The 15520-nt window shown below is 29.2% G+C and carries 25 protein-coding genes and 1 pseudogene; 5 read left to right on the top strand and 21 right to left on the bottom strand.

Going from position 1 to position 15520, the window contains the following annotated elements; genetic code table 11:
- Window positions 1-6: 6 nt before the first annotated feature.
- The 3 genes from KA867_RS01220 to KA867_RS01210 are packed head-to-tail and all read right to left on the bottom strand — an operon-like array spanning window position 7 to window position 1382.
- Window positions 7-549 (bottom strand): GNAT family N-acetyltransferase, encoded by a 543-nt coding sequence (locus KA867_RS01220; RefSeq protein ID WP_210136803.1) that lies wholly within the window; start codon window positions 547-549, stop codon window positions 7-9.
- Complete coding sequence (gene fosB, locus KA867_RS01215) at window positions 524-979, bottom strand: FosB/FosD family fosfomycin resistance bacillithiol transferase (protein ID WP_210136802.1); 456 nt, start codon at window positions 977-979, stop codon at window positions 524-526. The genes KA867_RS01220 and fosB overlap by 26 nt, the downstream gene beginning before the upstream one ends.
- Before the next feature lie 7 nt (window positions 980-986).
- Window positions 987-1382 carry a VOC family protein gene (locus KA867_RS01210; protein WP_210136801.1) on the bottom strand — a complete coding sequence of 132 codons (396 nt, stop codon included), beginning with the start codon at window positions 1380-1382 and terminating at the stop codon, window positions 987-989.
- 289 nt (window positions 1383-1671) lie between these two features.
- Here KA867_RS01210 and KA867_RS01205 point away from each other — a divergent pair, with 289 nt between their 5' ends.
- Entirely contained in the window at window positions 1672-2172 is a 501-nt protein-coding gene (locus tag KA867_RS01205; protein WP_210136800.1) for a hypothetical protein, read from the top strand.
- A gap of 90 nt (window positions 2173-2262) precedes the next feature.
- Complete coding sequence (locus KA867_RS01200) at window positions 2263-2460, top strand: hypothetical protein (protein WP_210136799.1); 198 nt, start codon at window positions 2263-2265, stop codon at window positions 2458-2460.
- Here the strand turns inward: KA867_RS01200 and KA867_RS01195 are convergent, their stop codons facing one another.
- From KA867_RS01195 to KA867_RS01110, 18 genes and pseudogenes are all read right to left on the bottom strand, one after another.
- On the bottom strand, window positions 2461-3057 hold the full coding sequence (locus KA867_RS01195; RefSeq protein ID WP_210136798.1) for a hypothetical protein: 597 nt from the start codon (window positions 3055-3057) through the stop codon (window positions 2461-2463). It lies immediately after the preceding gene.
- A gap of 178 nt (window positions 3058-3235) precedes the next feature.
- Window positions 3236-3664 (bottom strand): YolD-like family protein, encoded by a 429-nt coding sequence (locus tag KA867_RS01190; RefSeq protein ID WP_210136797.1) that lies wholly within the window; start codon window positions 3662-3664, stop codon window positions 3236-3238.
- Window positions 3665-3823: 159 nt separating this feature from the next.
- Entirely contained in the window at window positions 3824-4450 is a 627-nt protein-coding gene (locus KA867_RS01185; protein WP_210136796.1) for a hypothetical protein, read from the bottom strand.
- 136 nt (window positions 4451-4586) lie between these two features.
- Complete coding sequence (locus KA867_RS01180) at window positions 4587-5195, bottom strand: stage II sporulation protein M (protein ID WP_481906149.1); 609 nt, start codon at window positions 5193-5195, stop codon at window positions 4587-4589.
- A gap of 285 nt (window positions 5196-5480) precedes the next feature.
- Complete coding sequence (locus KA867_RS01175) at window positions 5481-5816, bottom strand: sigma-70 family RNA polymerase sigma factor (RefSeq protein ID WP_210136794.1); 336 nt, start codon at window positions 5814-5816, stop codon at window positions 5481-5483.
- Between the two features lie 16 nt (window positions 5817-5832).
- Window positions 5833-6303, bottom strand: coding sequence for a spore coat protein (locus tag KA867_RS01170; protein WP_210136793.1), 471 nt, complete (start codon window positions 6301-6303; stop codon window positions 5833-5835).
- 59 nt (window positions 6304-6362) lie between these two features.
- A complete protein-coding gene (locus KA867_RS01165) occupies window positions 6363-6971 on the bottom strand; it encodes an intermediate filament family protein (RefSeq protein ID WP_210136792.1) in 609 nt (202 codons plus the stop codon).
- Between the two features lie 12 nt (window positions 6972-6983).
- Complete coding sequence (locus tag KA867_RS01160) at window positions 6984-7220, bottom strand: hypothetical protein (protein ID WP_210136791.1); 237 nt, start codon at window positions 7218-7220, stop codon at window positions 6984-6986.
- Window positions 7221-7318: 98 nt separating this feature from the next.
- Window positions 7319-7684, bottom strand: coding sequence for a hypothetical protein (locus tag KA867_RS01155; protein WP_210136790.1), 366 nt, complete (start codon window positions 7682-7684; stop codon window positions 7319-7321).
- A gap of 276 nt (window positions 7685-7960) precedes the next feature.
- Window positions 7961-8329 carry a hypothetical protein gene (locus KA867_RS01150; RefSeq protein WP_210136789.1) on the bottom strand — a complete coding sequence of 123 codons (369 nt, stop codon included), beginning with the start codon at window positions 8327-8329 and terminating at the stop codon, window positions 7961-7963.
- Between the two features lie 11 nt (window positions 8330-8340).
- Window positions 8341-8805 carry a hypothetical protein gene (locus tag KA867_RS01145; RefSeq protein ID WP_245355885.1) on the bottom strand — a complete coding sequence of 155 codons (465 nt, stop codon included), beginning with the start codon at window positions 8803-8805 and terminating at the stop codon, window positions 8341-8343.
- A gap of 152 nt (window positions 8806-8957) precedes the next feature.
- Window positions 8958-9230 carry a pathogenicity island protein gene (locus tag KA867_RS01140; RefSeq protein ID WP_210136788.1) on the bottom strand — a complete coding sequence of 91 codons (273 nt, stop codon included), beginning with the start codon at window positions 9228-9230 and terminating at the stop codon, window positions 8958-8960.
- Window positions 9217-10020: a bifunctional DNA primase/polymerase gene (locus tag KA867_RS01135; protein WP_210136787.1), complete on the bottom strand. Its 804-nt coding sequence runs from the start codon at window positions 10018-10020 to the stop codon at window positions 9217-9219. The genes KA867_RS01140 and KA867_RS01135 overlap by 14 nt, the downstream gene beginning before the upstream one ends.
- A 190-nt stretch (window positions 10021-10210) precedes the next feature.
- Window positions 10211-11821 (bottom strand): annotated as a pseudogene (locus KA867_RS01130) (phage resistance protein).
- A 21-nt stretch (window positions 11822-11842) separates the two neighbouring features.
- On the bottom strand, window positions 11843-12193 hold the full coding sequence (locus KA867_RS01125) for a hypothetical protein (protein ID WP_210136786.1): 351 nt from the start codon (window positions 12191-12193) through the stop codon (window positions 11843-11845).
- The gene (locus KA867_RS01120) at window positions 12194-12337 is read right to left on the bottom strand and encodes a hypothetical protein (RefSeq protein WP_210136785.1); all 144 of its coding nucleotides are present in this window, start codon (window positions 12335-12337) and stop codon (window positions 12194-12196) included.
- 12 nt (window positions 12338-12349) lie between these two features.
- On the bottom strand, window positions 12350-12568 hold the full coding sequence (locus tag KA867_RS01115; RefSeq protein ID WP_210136784.1) for a helix-turn-helix transcriptional regulator: 219 nt from the start codon (window positions 12566-12568) through the stop codon (window positions 12350-12352).
- Window positions 12565-12783 carry a helix-turn-helix domain-containing protein gene (locus tag KA867_RS01110; protein WP_210136783.1) on the bottom strand — a complete coding sequence of 73 codons (219 nt, stop codon included), beginning with the start codon at window positions 12781-12783 and terminating at the stop codon, window positions 12565-12567. The genes KA867_RS01115 and KA867_RS01110 overlap by 4 nt, the downstream gene beginning before the upstream one ends.
- Window positions 12784-12930: 147 nt before the next feature.
- Here KA867_RS01110 and KA867_RS01105 point away from each other — a divergent pair, with 147 nt between their 5' ends.
- From KA867_RS01105 to KA867_RS01095, 3 genes are read left to right on the top strand one after another with little or no spacing between them, the layout of a single operon-like run.
- Window positions 12931-13659: a helix-turn-helix domain-containing protein gene (locus KA867_RS01105; protein ID WP_210136782.1), complete on the top strand. Its 729-nt coding sequence runs from the start codon at window positions 12931-12933 to the stop codon at window positions 13657-13659.
- Between the two features lie 13 nt (window positions 13660-13672).
- Window positions 13673-14779: a site-specific integrase gene (locus tag KA867_RS01100; RefSeq protein WP_210136781.1), complete on the top strand. Its 1107-nt coding sequence runs from the start codon at window positions 13673-13675 to the stop codon at window positions 14777-14779.
- Window positions 14780-14788: 9 nt separating this feature from the next.
- Window positions 14789-15502 (top strand): hypothetical protein, encoded by a 714-nt coding sequence (locus KA867_RS01095; RefSeq protein ID WP_210136780.1) that lies wholly within the window; start codon window positions 14789-14791, stop codon window positions 15500-15502.
- Window positions 15503-15520 lie beyond the last annotated feature (18 nt).

The following is a 15520-nucleotide window of genomic DNA, read 5'->3' as shown; positions in this document are numbered from 1 at the left end:
GTATAACTATACGTTTGATTGCTCATATTCACTTTTTAAAATACCCATGTGAATATCAGTTTCATATTTTCCGTTAATATAAGCGCCTTCTCTCTCTTCACCTTCAATTTTGAACCCTACATTTTCATACGATTTAATAGCTCTTTTATTATAAGCAAGTACCTTCAAATAAATTCTGTGAAGTTTCAATTCAGAAAAACCAAAGTTCAATATTGCATTTGAAACCTTTGTTCCAATTCCTTTATTCCAATACTGAGGGTTAAATATACCTATTGCAAATTTCGCTTTGTTATTTTCATCGTCAAAGGTTAATCTAACTTGTCCGATAAACTTACCATTATATTCAATAACCCATTCATATGGATTAGTCTTTATCTCATTAACTAATAATCGTGCTTTATCTAATGATTTTTCTCTGTTTGGATTCATATTAGAGCCATACATTTCCAATAATTCTTTATTGAATGGAATTTTAAAATATTCTTTTGCATCATTATCAAACGCATCTCTTAACTTTATACTTTCATCTACTATCATTGTATCCTTCATCTTCATCATCCTGTCCATAAAATTTCATATGTGCCTTTTCGTCTTTATAATAATCTAACCTATCTTGTAATGTACCGGTATGTAGTTCTAACTTGTGGCCGTCTGGATCAGTGAAGTATATTGATTTTTTATCTCTTATATCTCTAGTACGCCCCTCTAATATATTCACATCGTTACCATTTAACCACTGATACCATTCGTAAAATTCACTTTCCTCTATTGCAAAAGCCATATGCGTATATGAGTATTGGATTTCATTTCTAGGTATATCCTTTTCTTCATTAAGCGCTAGCCACAAACCACCTAAAGTGAAATACGCTGTTTTGCCACTCTCTAACAGAATATTAGCTTTCAGAATATCTTTATAGAAATCAATAGGCTTATTAATATCTGATACAGAATAAGTAACGTGGTTTATAGATTGAATCATGATATAGTCACTCCTCACTAACAATTTCTAGCTTAATTCTATCTGGGTCTTCAAAGTAAACAGTGTAATGATGTTCTCCACCAGCATATGGATGTTTATTTTCATATAAAATATTGATACCCTTATCTAATAAAATATTACTTATGTAGTCTACTCTATTTCTATTTGAAACACTGAAAGCTATGTGATTTAATCCAATTCTTTTTCTATGGTAGCCATACTTTTTATACTCCTCTTCGACTTCTACAAATACAATATAAGTTTTTCCTAATTTGAAACTAAACCCATTTTCCCAATCTTGGTAAAGTCTATAACCTAGTTTAGGTAATAACCATTCATAAAAATTTCTAGTTTTATTTATATCTTCTACATATATTTCTAAATGATGTATAGATCCATTCATTACAGTCCTCCACTATTTTCATTCAATTTATCATTTTATATTTTACAGAATATTCTAACATAAATCATTAAAACTAATCGCTCTTAATATAGAATATAACAAATAAAGTTATCAATAACCCCTTAGAGTATAACTTTTTGTTATCACTTTTGTTTTTTAGGTATAGTACAATTAAATTATTATCTTTTTTACGATATCCATTAATAAGTTGCACGAATTTCAATAATTACAGTTTGAACCATTACGTGTGTTTGAATATAAAAAAATTAAATAAAGGGGGAAATGAAAAATGAAAAAGATACTAGGATTATTATTAGCAAGCGCGTTAGTTTTAGGAGCATGTGGAAATAGTGAAGAAAGCAAATTAGATGATAAAAAAGAAACTAAATCATCTGATAAGAAAAGTAAGAAAAAAGATGATAAAAAATCTAAAGATGAAAAAGATAAAAAAACTAAAGAAGCTAATAAACAAGTAACAAAAGACGAAAATACGCAAGAACAACCCACTGCACAAGAAAATGTTCAGTCGCAAGAACAACAAAATGTTGAAGAACAACCTAGTCAGGAACAATCACAGCAAAATACCCAGGTTGAGGAGCAACAGACATCATCTAATCAACAACCTGTTCAAGAACAACAAAATCCAAACGCTTTAAGTGAAGCTGAGATTCAAAATGAAATCAATGAAAAATCAAATAGTGAAGATGGCGCCGAAGTCATAAGAAGACTAGGTGAACAAGGAATAAAAGTCGAAGACCCATCTAAAGCAGCAAGTTATGAAGTGAATTAATACCCATAATTTCAAGGGCACCCTACTGTGCCCTATATATTTTTATCAAAAAACGCCTAACTGAGTTAGACATTGAGAGGTGGTGATATTATGAGTGATGAGAATAAAAAGCAACAACATAATCCTAAAGACCCTGGGCACCGTGGTGGAGGTGGTCTAGGTCATGAAAAAAGAAGTAATGAACCTGTAAAAAAAAGATATAGAAACCATACACACGACCACGAAACATTAAGTGAGTCAAAATTAGAAGAAAAATTTGGAAAAGATTTCAGAAAAGATAGGAAATGATTAATTTTTAAATCCGTAAATTTTATAATAACTTGTCGTATTAGTCTTATGATACACATAATATGAGTCGGCTTTAGATAATTTTTGATTTGTGAGTTTGCTAGTTGTAGAAATTATGAAACTTACATCTAAATTATTGTCAATTTCATGTTTTGCTATTAAACCGTACATAGCTGGTTTCTCAATAGATTCATCATTATAACATTCAATATAATAACTCATTTGTCTATTAGAAAGAACGAAATCAATCGCATGTTCATGTATTAGTGCATTCTTTTGAAAGTCAATTCTAGTTTTATTCATGTTTGATCTAAATTTATTTATTAAAAACACATAAATATATTTATTAAGAACGAATATTATCAACATTGCAGATATCAATAAAGCTATTGATATGCTTAACAACTCATTTTTTATAATAATGCCTATAAAATTATTAACTAATATAAAAATTCCGACACTTATTAGTGAAAATAATATAGAAAACATCTTTTTAATCTCTGATTTTTCTGTATCAAAAATAGATAGATAATCTAAATAAATATATGTGAATAACCCTGCGACACCTGAGCTACACAATAATAAGATTAGTTCCAACATCTCACCCACTTTTTATTTAATTATAACATATTATTATGTATTTTACATATCCCATAGTTTTTATCTATAGGTATATATTTTTATCTTTTTTAGGAGGAATTCTTTATAGGTTAATTCAAACTTTCTATTGCTCTTTATCTTTAAGTTTATTAAAATGTCAGGTAAAATAACCCACCTATTCATTTAGGTGGGCTTTTTTTATTTCCACAATATCTTTCAAATCTAACTTACACATTCCACTTTCTTCATATAAATGTAGTGTTTGTGTGTGAACATCTACATTGTGAATGCAACCATCTTTAGTTTTAATATATCTATCCACAAAATAACGTAATTCAATTTTAGGATCATTGTACATTTTGAATATTAACTTATCGTTTAAATCATTCAATTGGTGGTCGCTTAATGATGGTCTATCAACTTTATTTTGGTCTTGTATGTACTGTTCTAATCTCTCGTATTGTTCGGGTAAGGTCTTGAAAGCTTGCCACTTAACCATGCCACGCCCTTGTGGTATACGTGAGTTAAGATACTCTCTAGGTATTTTACGGTAATCAGTTTCATATTTATATTCATCTGGTGCGTCTGGATTTATTACTTTCATATTATCACCTCATGAATATAACGAAACACTTGTTCGTATATGTAAAGATGTATATTATTACTCGTAAGTTACTAGAAAGCTACTAGAAAACAAAAATAACCACCCAGTGACATGTGTGGGTGGTTTGATATGTATCGAAACAAAATTGTTTAAAAATACTTATCCTTTAGCATTTCTTTTTTCTAATCCTTTATAACTTAATTCAATAAAACTTCTGTAGTTATAAATAAGCTTATCGTCTAATAAATAACCTCCATTTTCTTTTATACTCATAGCAGTAAGATATACATCTTTTATGATTTTAGTAGGATTATCATCTTCTGTATCCTTTCCTTCAGTAAGAAAAGTATAAGCTTTATATAATTTTTCAATAGCATCAAAAGGACCGTTTAGAGCTAATTCTTTATGTAATTCTTCAGATAAATGAATTAAATTAAAACTTTCATTAAACTCAGGGTTTTGTTCATATTTTTCTTCTGGTGGTCCACCAAGTGAGCCTTTTTCTCTAACATCTTCACCATATTGCCTAATCTGAGAAACGGTCGAATTCTCCATATCGGTTTTCAAATCATTCATTTCCGATAATAAAAAACTGATTTGGCCACTATTATTTTCAACATTTATTTGACGAACTCTTTTTAATAAATTAGAAATTTCTTTTCGAAAAACGATGATTATAACTAAAAATAACAAAGGAAAACTAAATTTTTCATATAATAAAACAAATAAATTTATTTGTTCTTTTATAAGCCAAATTAAAAAAATGAGAATATAATAAGAATTCATTAAATTTTACCTCTTTCACATTATTGTATTTTTCAATTGCTTTATTCATGTCGAGTTTCTGAATAATTCACTTAAATGATACCACAAAAAATAGGGCAAGCACATAAGTGCCTACCCTTTATAAATCAATATCATTTTAATTCATTAATTTTAATAACATATCTGCAACATATGTTTCAGTAAATGCAGCTAGGACAATTAAAGGTAAAGACATTAGAAAATACAATTTAAATAACATTATTAGGCTAATTCTTAAAGAGTCGTCTCTTTTTTTATTTTTTCTAAAAATATTACTTATCTTTCGTATTATAGTTTTGTTTAACATATAAAGACCACTAACCATTACACAGAAACTAAATACTTCGAACATATAGTGTGGAATATACGATATAAAACCTGTGAAACCTTTATAAGGATCAAAATTAATCAAAAAACCAAACATTATACCTGGTATTATTATTGAGACTATGAGGTTAAGTGTATATAAAAAAGGTATAGGTATTAATGCTAATATTAACATTTGTATAGGTACGTGAAATCCATTAGTTTGTATAAATCCCCATACTTTTGTTAAACCATGTGTTTCACTTACTCTTTCAGGTGATTTATTTCCTAATTGCTTTAATAATTCTTCTCCAGGAGTAAAAATGTAAGCTATAATAATAGTTATTAATAATAAAATTGTTGCCATTATAAAAATTTTGATTGCTCTTTTTATGTAATTAAAGTCTATTAAATTATGTATATTCAACATCCTTCCCCTTTCCATATAAGGATTTTTTAAGTAAATCCTTTTTTCTTTTGAAACTTTCTATATATATGTACATATAAAATCTATAAATAAAAAGAACATCGCGAAGATGTTGAGTATTACTTGAAAATTGGAACGTTCACGATACTACTCATCGAATTACTTCGCAAGATGTTCTAAGGTAAGACCCCTAAGGAGTTCCTATTTAGTTAGTATAATATAACGATGGAATTAACAAAAGACTACATTTCCTTTTACTCTTAATAATAATAATAACTCTTAAGATAGTTTTTTCAATAACGCATCTAATATCTGACCAATTCTACCTGCACTCACTGAAAATACATTCCCGATTTCTTTGTATGAATATCCCTCACTTAACAACCAAAATATATAATGCTCTTTATCTGTACCAACTACTTCTACAATTTCTTCTAGTTCATTATAAAGTATTACATCTTCTATATTATTATTTTCACGAAAGTCTGTTACCACTTGATTATTGAGTTCAAAGAAATCATCAATGTCATCATTAGATTCGGTTATATCATTGCTTTTCTGTACACTATGATAGTTAATTATAAATTTCTTTAATGTAGCTTTATCATATTTCATATAGTTATCACAGTCCTTACACTACAGTTGTACTTCTATGAACTCTAGCACAATTGATTTGGTTACAATGTTTTATTTTATATAAATCTCTTTGCAACTTATCAATCGTCTCAAATGCTTTTATACGACCATTAGAACGTATATAATCCATTACTTCCTTTTGTTCTTGTTTTGTATATTCACTAACGATTTGCTTTAATACATTCATTCTTTTAACACTATTCTTTTTAAAACGATCTAAATCTTCTTGCTTTTGTATAATCCATATAACTAATTTTTCTATGGGATATGATACTGATATAACACCACTGACTTCATCACACACTGTATGAGATATATTTAAATGATAGCTCTCATTTATTTGTTCTTGAAGATAGTATATCTTTTTATTGATAATAGTCGGATTATATTTTATAAGTATTTCATACTCACTTACTTTAGGTTCATCAAAATATAATAAAACTGATTTAGCACGCTTTAAAATCATGGCATCCTCCCCATTTAAATAGAAGTCAGACGCTGGCACACATGCCAGCGCCCACTGTTTTATTTTGCTCTATTATTAAAATCTGGATACTTCACAACCGACTTACCTTTACCTTTTGCAGACAATAAACCAATTGTTTTATGCCACATGAAAGCACTGTAAAAGCGTTCTGAATCGTAGTATGTTTTATCTCCATTGATGATGGGTTTAACTAGTTCATTAATTGATTCATAATTGTTTATTTCACCAATATACGTATTATTTAATTCAATTTTTGATTGTAATTCATCGATTTGAAGTTTCAGTTTATGATTTTCATCTTCAACACTTTTAACCACTTCATTAGCCTTTTTATCTTCTTTTTCTGTTATTTTTTTCAGCTCTTCAATTGAATTAATGTGATTAGGTAAATTTAAAACAACTCGGCCATTCACATTAGGATTAGTTGCTTTTTCTCGTCTTAAATCGTCTATTTCGTTCACTACATCATCATATTCATTTACAGAAAGATTACCATTCTCTAATTGCTCAAAAAGAACATTTATTCTATCTTGATACGAATCTTGACTTTGTATGCCTTTATTTTGTTCAAGCATATTTTGAATCACTTCAATGTATACTGGGAATATTTCATTCACGTTAGGTTTTTCGTCATTTTTTATAGACATATTTATCTCTCCTTATTTATATCTGTTATATAGTCTTTTTATTTTATTAACTGGATTACTATCTTTTGTTTGATCCATTAAATCATTTACCATATTTTCAAGAACACTTAATTCACGTAAGACATTAGTTAGATACCTACTTTTATTTCTATCAATTGTATCTAATTGTTTAGTATCATCAATTTCTTGTCTAATATCTCTAATCTTACTCTTCACTTTGTTCCATTCAAAAATATTTATATTGCTCATTACAACAGCTCCTTTGTTTTTTAAAATTTATCTTGTTGACCGTATTTATTAGTCAGCGCAAGATTTTAATGATTTTCTAACCGTAATATTTAAGTTGATTATAGATAATCCGTAGATGGTTCATTTGATTCAGTTTGTGTATGTTCTTTAGGTAATAAGTCTGTTAGTTGTTTAATTGCTCGTTGATATGATTGATCACGTGTATTATATAAGCGTGCAATAGGTCTCTCACGCTCATAAGCAGGTACATTTTGAGATTGTTGAAACAAATCGTATTCGCCATTCTCTTGTATGTCCTCCCACATGTAGTTCAACATTACTCTGTTACGTGCTGCTTGCTTAATAAGACCTTGTGCTACCTTTAACTTTTCATTTGGTAAGTCTTTGTATATCTCTAGCAAACGTTTTTCTTCTTTAGCAACTAACTTCTCACGAGCTTTACGTTGTTCTTCATTTAATTTCATTAATCTACTCCTCTTCTAATATAGGGGGTAGGGGTATATGGGTTATATGCGTAAATTATTCAAATTATTGCAAAGTCGAGACCACCCGCCGTTCTCCTAGTATTCAAATAAACTTGATTTGATTTGACCCGGGGGTGCGGTTAACCACCCTACATTTACTTATTTTTCATATCTAAATAACTTTTATAATTTATACCTTTTAATACCTTTTTAGATGATTCGCAATATAATAAGTAACGTGCCAACAATTTGCTATAAGTCATAACACAACATCTCCTAATGTAGTAATGCTTTCAAAGTATCGCCTAGTTTTAATTCAACAGGTAACCAACGTATGTCTGAATAATCAAATGGATTTGACATTAAAGGTAAATCTAAATACATACCATGCCTTGCATATGTTGTTACATCTGTTCGTTCTAGTTCAAGTTGTTCTGATGTTAATAGATCACCAACTATACTAATCACTTCATTACTCCAACCATGCCACAACACTATATTGTTATTGTCTACATGTACGAATGTAAGCTCACCTTGATATTCAATATGCAATGATTCAAACAGTTCTTCTAAATCAATAAACGTTACATTGGTATAGTATTTAACATAGTTGATAATATATACTTTCAATTCATCTTTAGACATGTCATACTCCCTTATGCTTTGACCTTGTTTACATTGTTCTTCACATGTTTAATAGGTGATACATAACCTACCTCTCTTTCGATGCACCGCATACTGTTACCTATTCGATACTGATACCAATATGCATTACTACTGCACATCACATTCAATTCGTTTATAAGGAACTCTATTGTCTTTATGTCTGCTCGTAAGTAGATAGTCATATGCCCCACACTTGTTTGGTTGAGCTTAAGGTTGTATCCCTTTAACCATGTGGTTAATAGTTCCATGTTCAGTTTAGATTGTAGATATGCCTGACCTTTACTTGATAAACACCAATCACATGTAATGAAATCAATTTCTAAATAGTGATACTTACCATAAGTTTTATAGATATGACAGATAGGTTTATTGTTAGACTTTAATTGATTAATATCTAGATGATTCAGTCTTTGTTTATTTAAAGTGAATGTTTGTGTTGGTCTCTTGTGTATCATATTCATCATCCTTTATTCTTTTTAATATGCTAGATAGTTCTTCACTCTTACCATTACTAATTCAAAATTTCCTTTTGTTATATATAGACATAATAAATCGTTAATATCTTTAAAATGGTTCACATGCGAATCATTATTGATTAAATTTAACGTTATTTATTCTTTTTAATATATCCTAAATAATTTTTAATACGTGCCATTACCAATTCAAAACCACCATGCGAAATTACTTTATAACTTGTGCGTCTATTACTATTGGGTATATAGCTTTCACGCCATGCAACCCACTGATTCTCAATATATTCAACATAAACTACTGATACTCTACTGATTGAACAAAAATACATTTCTTCTGGTATTCCAACAATTAATCCTATCATTTCAGCTTGTTTATCATAATTTGTTTCAAAATTAATAGCCTGCACTTCTAACAGTCGCCTCCCAACTTCTCTCATCAAAAACATCACCGTTTTTATTATCCCCAATTAATATTCGCAATGGTTCAATGTCGATGTTACATTGCTTTGCATAACTCACTGCTTTATATAAATCATCGTTTCTGTATTCACTTTCACCATTTACAATACGTTGATATGCTTGTTTGCCTAATCCACCTTTACCAGTACCTAAGTGGTCAAAGTTATGATCTGATAACACTTGTTTCATAGAATAAGGTTCTAATACTTGCTGTGTATAATTGCCACGTTTAGAAAATATACGTTTTTCAAATTCTCCGTTATATTCCGTCACTTCTTTTTTATTGTGTTTATAAACACCTTTTCGTGTCTGACTGTTTGCTAACACAAAATAGTTATTATTATGTGCCTTTATATCTATTGATGGTAAATAATCTATTTTTTGACCGTATTCAACATCATCACGTTTCTTGAATATTATGTGTTTACCACCACTAGGCGTTGTTTGTACTAATGTATTTTGTGCATTAGTTACGATTTCATCATAGAAAGGAACCACCTTTAAACTCTCAAATCCGTTTTTACCTTCAACATGGTTTACATCAATATCGATACACCACACACCACGTGTAAGTACACCCAGTACATGCGTTTGATGATAAAAACTTGAATGATATTCAATGAAATCATCACTAACATCTATATCTGCAAAAGTAACACTAGGTGTCTTATATTGATTTAAAGGTATAACTTGAATATTCTTTTTTAATAAATATTTTGCTACATGATAACCTGTCATTGAATACCTCCTTATTAAGAGTGTCGGTCACCCTTGTCACCCTTATTTTCTCTATAGTCATAAAACATATTTACATTTATAAAAAATGCTATAGAAATTAGAGTGACAAGAGTGACTGACTGCTATATCAACAATATAAGAGTGTCTGTAAGAGTAACCGTCACCCTTATAAGAGTGACTTTTTGAAAAATCACTCAATAAGTGAATGTGCCATATCAAATAATTCTTGATTACCTATTTTATGGACTTTGTAGCTTTTGCCTTCAATTTTTTTATCATTACTAATTGATACACCTATTTTTTTCATGTCATCTTTAGCTTGTTTGTAGCGTAAACTTTTATAATCTTGTTCAACTAATCGTTGAAGTGTTTCGTCACCTGCAAGAACAAATCCTTGTGTACTCAAAACTTTCAACATATTAACTTGTGTTTCCGTTAGTTCATCTTCACTAAAGTAATGTTTAAGTGTTACATCATTAAACTTAAACTCTCGACCGATTTCTTTAAGATAGTCTAAACTTACAATTAAGAATGAAACTGCAGCTGCTACTGATTTTTTACCATTTGGTTGTACAAAATCCCAATAAGGCTTAAATATTTGATAACGTTCTTCATCCGATTCGTTAAGTGGTCTATCTTTCAATGAAATTTTAATTGTACGTGTAGTATTTGCTGTAATCTCACCTGTATCCACACTTTCATTTGTATCAAGAATTAAAACTGCGTTATTTTTAAATGTGAATGCATTTCTGCCAATTCCACGCCCAGAAATCACTTCACCAGTAGCAATTTTTCTTAATATCCGCATCATTACTTTTGTTATTTCACCAGTTTCATTGGCATGTGCGATATCTGCACCGTAAAAATTCATCCATTCATTAGATGCTTCAAAACCACCTGAAATTAAACTGTCAAAATTTACTTTATTCACTTGTAACAATGCATCAAATGTAGTCATCAGTAACCCTTTGCCTGAACGGCCAAAATCCTTCATAAGGAACCATTTCTCAGCCTGTATCAGGTTCATCTTGCGATACATTGTGTAAGCGTGCATTAACATTAAATTATTTTTACTTTTATCACTTTCAGTAACTAGATCATAGAATTCTTTAGGTGTATCTGTATCAACCGCTGACGTATTAACATCATATTTTTTAGCATATAATTCATTTGTATTAAGTGATTTTTCTCTGAACTACAACTGCCTACAGTCGTATATCCAGTCATTACCTGCAATGGTATATGGAAGGATATTGTAACCATGTTCAACATTTAAGTGTTCTCGATACATTTCAAGCATAACTTCTAAAAAGTCGTTTATTTGATGCTTGTTATCAACTGAATAATTTAATGCAAAATTAGTTTCATCTATAACTTCATACGTGTTACTTTTAACTATTAAAAATGCATCTAATTCATCTGAATAAATGACTTTATCTGATATGAGATCTGCAATAAATCTTGCGTAATTGTTGAATGTGTCTGCTTTAAAACTAGCTTTCTTTTCTTCTTCACCATTATCATTTTCTGTAATTTTAGTATTTACAATTCCGTAAATTACTCCAATTTCTTTAGGAATTATGATATAATCTAATGTAAGGTTACTAATGTAATCACCAATATCATTCTTTTCACGATGATATAAATTACCTTTATTATTAAAAACTTGTTTATCACTTGAGATAGAAGCGAAATTAATCCGCTTACTAATCTCCTTGATTCTGGATAAACTTGTTGTATTGATATAATCTAAATTTGAATGAAATTCAAAATGTTTTTTATATAGAGTTGTTTCGTCCATACAACCAACCTTTCATTTATGTTATATTCTTGATAGGTATTTAACTAAATATCTGTGTTTAAGCGTTATCTGTTGAGTTTGGCGACTGTACAGATGCGCTTTTTTTCTTGCTTTTTTGACTATCATTTTCACTTCATCATTCATACGTTCATTATCTTCTCTAATACTTTTTAAAATTGATAATGCAACATATTGCGATTTCCATGCATTGTTGATTTCTTGTTGGAGTCTAAATTCGTTATTCTTGATCGCCCATTCTCTCGTTTGTTCTAATTGTTCAATCTCTGTACCTAAATAGTCCATACATGATTGTATTTTATTTTCTAAATCGACATAATCTATCGTTTCAAGTACATCGTTAAGCATCTTCATTTAATTAACCTCCAAATTTTTAAATGTAAATCCTGATAACGCCATAATTCCGTAAAATGTAAATGCAAAGAATATATCCGTTAATACTCCAATAAATAATGTGGCTATAATTGATAGCAACATGTAAACCAAATAGTTTTTCAATTTTATAACCTCCTACGAACCTACTTTGATTGAATTGCTAAATAATTCATCAATACTCATTCCATACAATTCAGATAAAATTTTAGCTTCTGGTAATGTAAAGTTTGCCTTACCACTCTCCTTTAACTGGTATCGTTGTGGTGAAATACTAAGTTTCTTTGCTATTGCTTTTTGAGTATCACCTTTTTCACGTCTCGCGATATACAACATTGGATATTCTAAATTTGTCATTTCATTTCCTCCTTTTTAAATTTAAATAAGTATTCAATTTCGACACCTAAAGCATTTGAAATTCTTTTTGCCATTTTAGGACTTGGACTTACCTTGCCATTAACTATTTCACTTAAATAAGAAATTGAAATACCACTATTTTTCGAAAAACTTCGCAAACTATGACCTCTTTTAGCAATTAAGCCTCTTAGTTCAAGTATGTCTACTTTCACCATATTTCCCCCTCCTTTTGTTACTAAATAAAGTAACATTTATTTAATACACCTTTATAATATACTAAATAAAGTAACATTACAAGAACAAATTTGAAAATGTTATCTTTTTTTGTTACATTTTGTTATCATCAATTCGAGGTGATAAATATGTATAGCGAAGGAACACTTGGTAATGCTATTAGAAAAGCAAGAAAAGAAAATGAATTCACGCTTGAAGAATTAGGAAAAAAAATAAATATTACTCATGCCTACCTATCAAGAATAGAAAATAATAAAGTGGTACCTAATGATGAATTATTAAAAAAAATAGCGAAAGAACTTACCTATTTTGACACTGATGAGATTTTAAATGATTTTAGAATTTTAGCCGGGTATTATGATACATTAGATGAGAATAGTGATATATATAATGAACTAAAAGCTAGTGGCCGCTTAGAAATTGATTACTTTGATCCTGAACATGTAGACGAAAATGTAAAACAAATAAAAGGTATCGATAAATATTTAAAGAAAAGAGATCACAAAAGGTTAGTTGAAAATCCTTATTACAAGTTAAACTATTTATTAGATACAAATTATAAGGTTTTTTATGACTTAAAATTAAATGATTACGATGAGAAAACTGTAACGGTTGAATTACCGCCCGACTTTAAAGAAGAATTGTATAAAACTATCAATATGAAAGTTATAGAATTAATTAAAAATTATCCCGAATTATTATTAAGTATTTCAGATAAAGATGCTATAGAAAAATATCGCAAAGAAAAAGATAAGAAAGATAAACAAATAATACAAAACCTATTAAAAAATGATGTTGATTATGAAAAAGTCATGGAATTTATGAGAACTACATATGACGAAGGTAAATTATATTAAGTAGGTGAATCCCATGCAACACGACCTTAAACTATCCCACAACATCTATAAAGATGCTAAACGTGGTACATATTACTTCCGTATCAGATACTATGAGAAAACGGGAGAACGTAAAGAAGTTAAGCGTACTGGATATAAACAACGTAAGGCAGCTGTGAAGGCTTGTAACGCTTATATGGACGAATTAGAGGGTATTGGCAAGATTAATCAATTGCCATTTGATAAGTTAGTAGAAGAATATATTGATTGGTACACAGCACGCCGTAAATCATCAAGTGTGAAAGCATTAAAGACACATACTAATAATCATTTAGTACCTTATTTTAAATCAATGGACGTTTTCAACATGACTACACAAGATGTGATGAAGTTTCAGAATAAGAAAATGAAGGAAGGACGTTCTGCAGAATATTTGAAGAAAATGCACGTATTTCTAGTATCTATACTAAACCATGCTATGAAGTATCATGATCTAAAGCAGAATGTTGCATCATTAGTAGGTAACTTTGAAATTGAATCACAAAAACGATTAAATTATTGGACATTAGACCAATTTAATCAATTTTACGACGCTTTGCCTAACATACAACAAAAATTATTCTTCAAATTGCTTTTCACGAGTGGCGCACGTAAGGGAGAAATTAGAGCGCTCACCTGGGAAGATATCAACTTTGACAATGATTATATCCATATAAACAAAACGGACTATCACGGTGAAGTGACAGCCCCTAAAACGAAAGCAGCTATACGTGATATATACTTACCCACTCATATGATGGACGACTTACAAGAATATTTAAAATGGTATAAAGATAATCACATATATAAAGATAACTATGTATTGTTTGGAACGTTTTTTAAAGCATTCAGTGAATCAACTATAGATCGTTGGTTTACTAGCACATTAAAAATATTAGACGATGAATTACCAGACGGTGAAACGTTCCCACGTATCGTTATTCATGAGCTAAGACATAGCCATGCGTCTATGTTAGTCAATCATGGTGCTAGTTTAATGGTAATTGCTCAAAGATTAGGACATTCTTCTATTGAAGAAGTAAGCTCACGCTATGGGCATTTGTACCCTAGTACACAGAAAGAAATAATAAAATATTTATGAGGTGAATGAATGAAAGAATTTTTACAGAAAAATTTCAATAAAATTATATTATTATTTATTTTCATTTTACTTTTCATCTTATTCTTAATATTTTGTGATAAATTCAAAACATACATTATTAGCAACCATATTAATTTGTTAAAGATTTTATCACCTACATTAATCGCTTTTTTAGTATATAAATACACTACAGATAATCACAAGAAAACCCTGCTAAATGAATTGGATTCTAAATCAGAATGGAGAAAGACATTATTTGAAATTGCAGGACTATCAGAAATTAAAACAGATAATTTATATCAGCTTAGAGCAGCATTAAGATTTACTTATAAAGATGAGAATGATTATTATAAGCTTAAATATTTTGACTGTATGAACATTATTATTATAAAATATTGTGAAAATTTAATAAGCCAAAAACGAATAGAAGTTAACCAAAATGAAAATGAGGAAAAATCAAATTTAGAAAATTATGAAATGGATACAATTAGATTATTTTGTATATACATGTTAGCTGATCATTGGGAAAAAAATCAAAATAAAAATTTCACATTTAACAATCCAAAAAAAGAGATAGAATTATGTATAGACACCTTACAAAAATTTCTAAACGTTAATGATAAAAACCATTGTTATAACTCCTATAAAACAGTAAAAACTGAAGATAATTTTTACTGTTTGTACCATCAAAGTATAGAATTTATAAATACTATGACACCCTAAAATAAGGGTGTTTTTTAT

This window comes from Staphylococcus sp. GDH8C109P (assembly GCF_017893405.1).
GTDB classification, from domain to species: Bacteria; Bacillota; Bacilli; order Staphylococcales; family Staphylococcaceae; genus Staphylococcus; species Staphylococcus cohnii.
Note: the sequence above shows the minus strand (reverse complement) of the source record. Positions and strands in the feature narration are given on the sequence as shown.

Coding starts and splice junctions, on each gene's coding strand:
- KA867_RS01220 (WP_210136803.1), bottom strand. CDS start 549: ATGAAGGATACAATGATAGTAGATGAAAGTATAAAGTTAAGAGATGCG.
- fosB (WP_210136802.1), bottom strand. CDS start 979: ATGATTCAATCTATAAACCACGTTACTTATTCTGTATCAGATATTAAT.
- KA867_RS01210 (WP_210136801.1), bottom strand. CDS start 1,382: ATGAATGGATCTATACATCATTTAGAAATATATGTAGAAGATATAAAT.
- KA867_RS01205 (WP_210136800.1), top strand. CDS start 1,672: ATGAAAAAGATACTAGGATTATTATTAGCAAGCGCGTTAGTTTTAGGA.
- KA867_RS01200 (WP_210136799.1), top strand. CDS start 2,263: ATGAGTGATGAGAATAAAAAGCAACAACATAATCCTAAAGACCCTGGG.
- KA867_RS01190 (WP_210136797.1), bottom strand. CDS start 3,664: ATGAAAGTAATAAATCCAGACGCACCAGATGAATATAAATATGAAACT.
- KA867_RS01185 (WP_210136796.1), bottom strand. CDS start 4,450: ATGAATTCTTATTATATTCTCATTTTTTTAATTTGGCTTATAAAAGAA.
- KA867_RS01175 (WP_210136794.1), bottom strand. CDS start 5,816: ATGAAATATGATAAAGCTACATTAAAGAAATTTATAATTAACTATCAT.
- KA867_RS01170 (WP_210136793.1), bottom strand. CDS start 6,303: ATGATTTTAAAGCGTGCTAAATCAGTTTTATTATATTTTGATGAACCT.
- KA867_RS01165 (WP_210136792.1), bottom strand. CDS start 6,971: ATGTCTATAAAAAATGACGAAAAACCTAACGTGAATGAAATATTCCCA.
- KA867_RS01160 (WP_210136791.1), bottom strand. CDS start 7,220: ATGAGCAATATAAATATTTTTGAATGGAACAAAGTGAAGAGTAAGATT.
- KA867_RS01155 (WP_210136790.1), bottom strand. CDS start 7,684: ATGAAATTAAATGAAGAACAACGTAAAGCTCGTGAGAAGTTAGTTGCT.
- KA867_RS01150 (WP_210136789.1), bottom strand. CDS start 8,329: ATGTCTAAAGATGAATTGAAAGTATATATTATCAACTATGTTAAATAC.
- KA867_RS01145 (WP_245355885.1), bottom strand. CDS start 8,805: ATGATACACAAGAGACCAACACAAACATTCACTTTAAATAAACAAAGA.
- KA867_RS01135 (WP_210136787.1), bottom strand. CDS start 10,020: ATGACAGGTTATCATGTAGCAAAATATTTATTAAAAAAGAATATTCAA.
- KA867_RS01125 (WP_210136786.1), bottom strand. CDS start 12,193: ATGAAGATGCTTAACGATGTACTTGAAACGATAGATTATGTCGATTTA.
- KA867_RS01115 (WP_210136784.1), bottom strand. CDS start 12,568: ATGACAAATTTAGAATATCCAATGTTGTATATCGCGAGACGTGAAAAA.
- KA867_RS01110 (WP_210136783.1), bottom strand. CDS start 12,783: ATGGTGAAAGTAGACATACTTGAACTAAGAGGCTTAATTGCTAAAAGA.
- KA867_RS01105 (WP_210136782.1), top strand. CDS start 12,931: ATGTATAGCGAAGGAACACTTGGTAATGCTATTAGAAAAGCAAGAAAA.
- KA867_RS01100 (WP_210136781.1), top strand. CDS start 13,673: ATGCAACACGACCTTAAACTATCCCACAACATCTATAAAGATGCTAAA.
- KA867_RS01095 (WP_210136780.1), top strand. CDS start 14,789: ATGAAAGAATTTTTACAGAAAAATTTCAATAAAATTATATTATTATTT.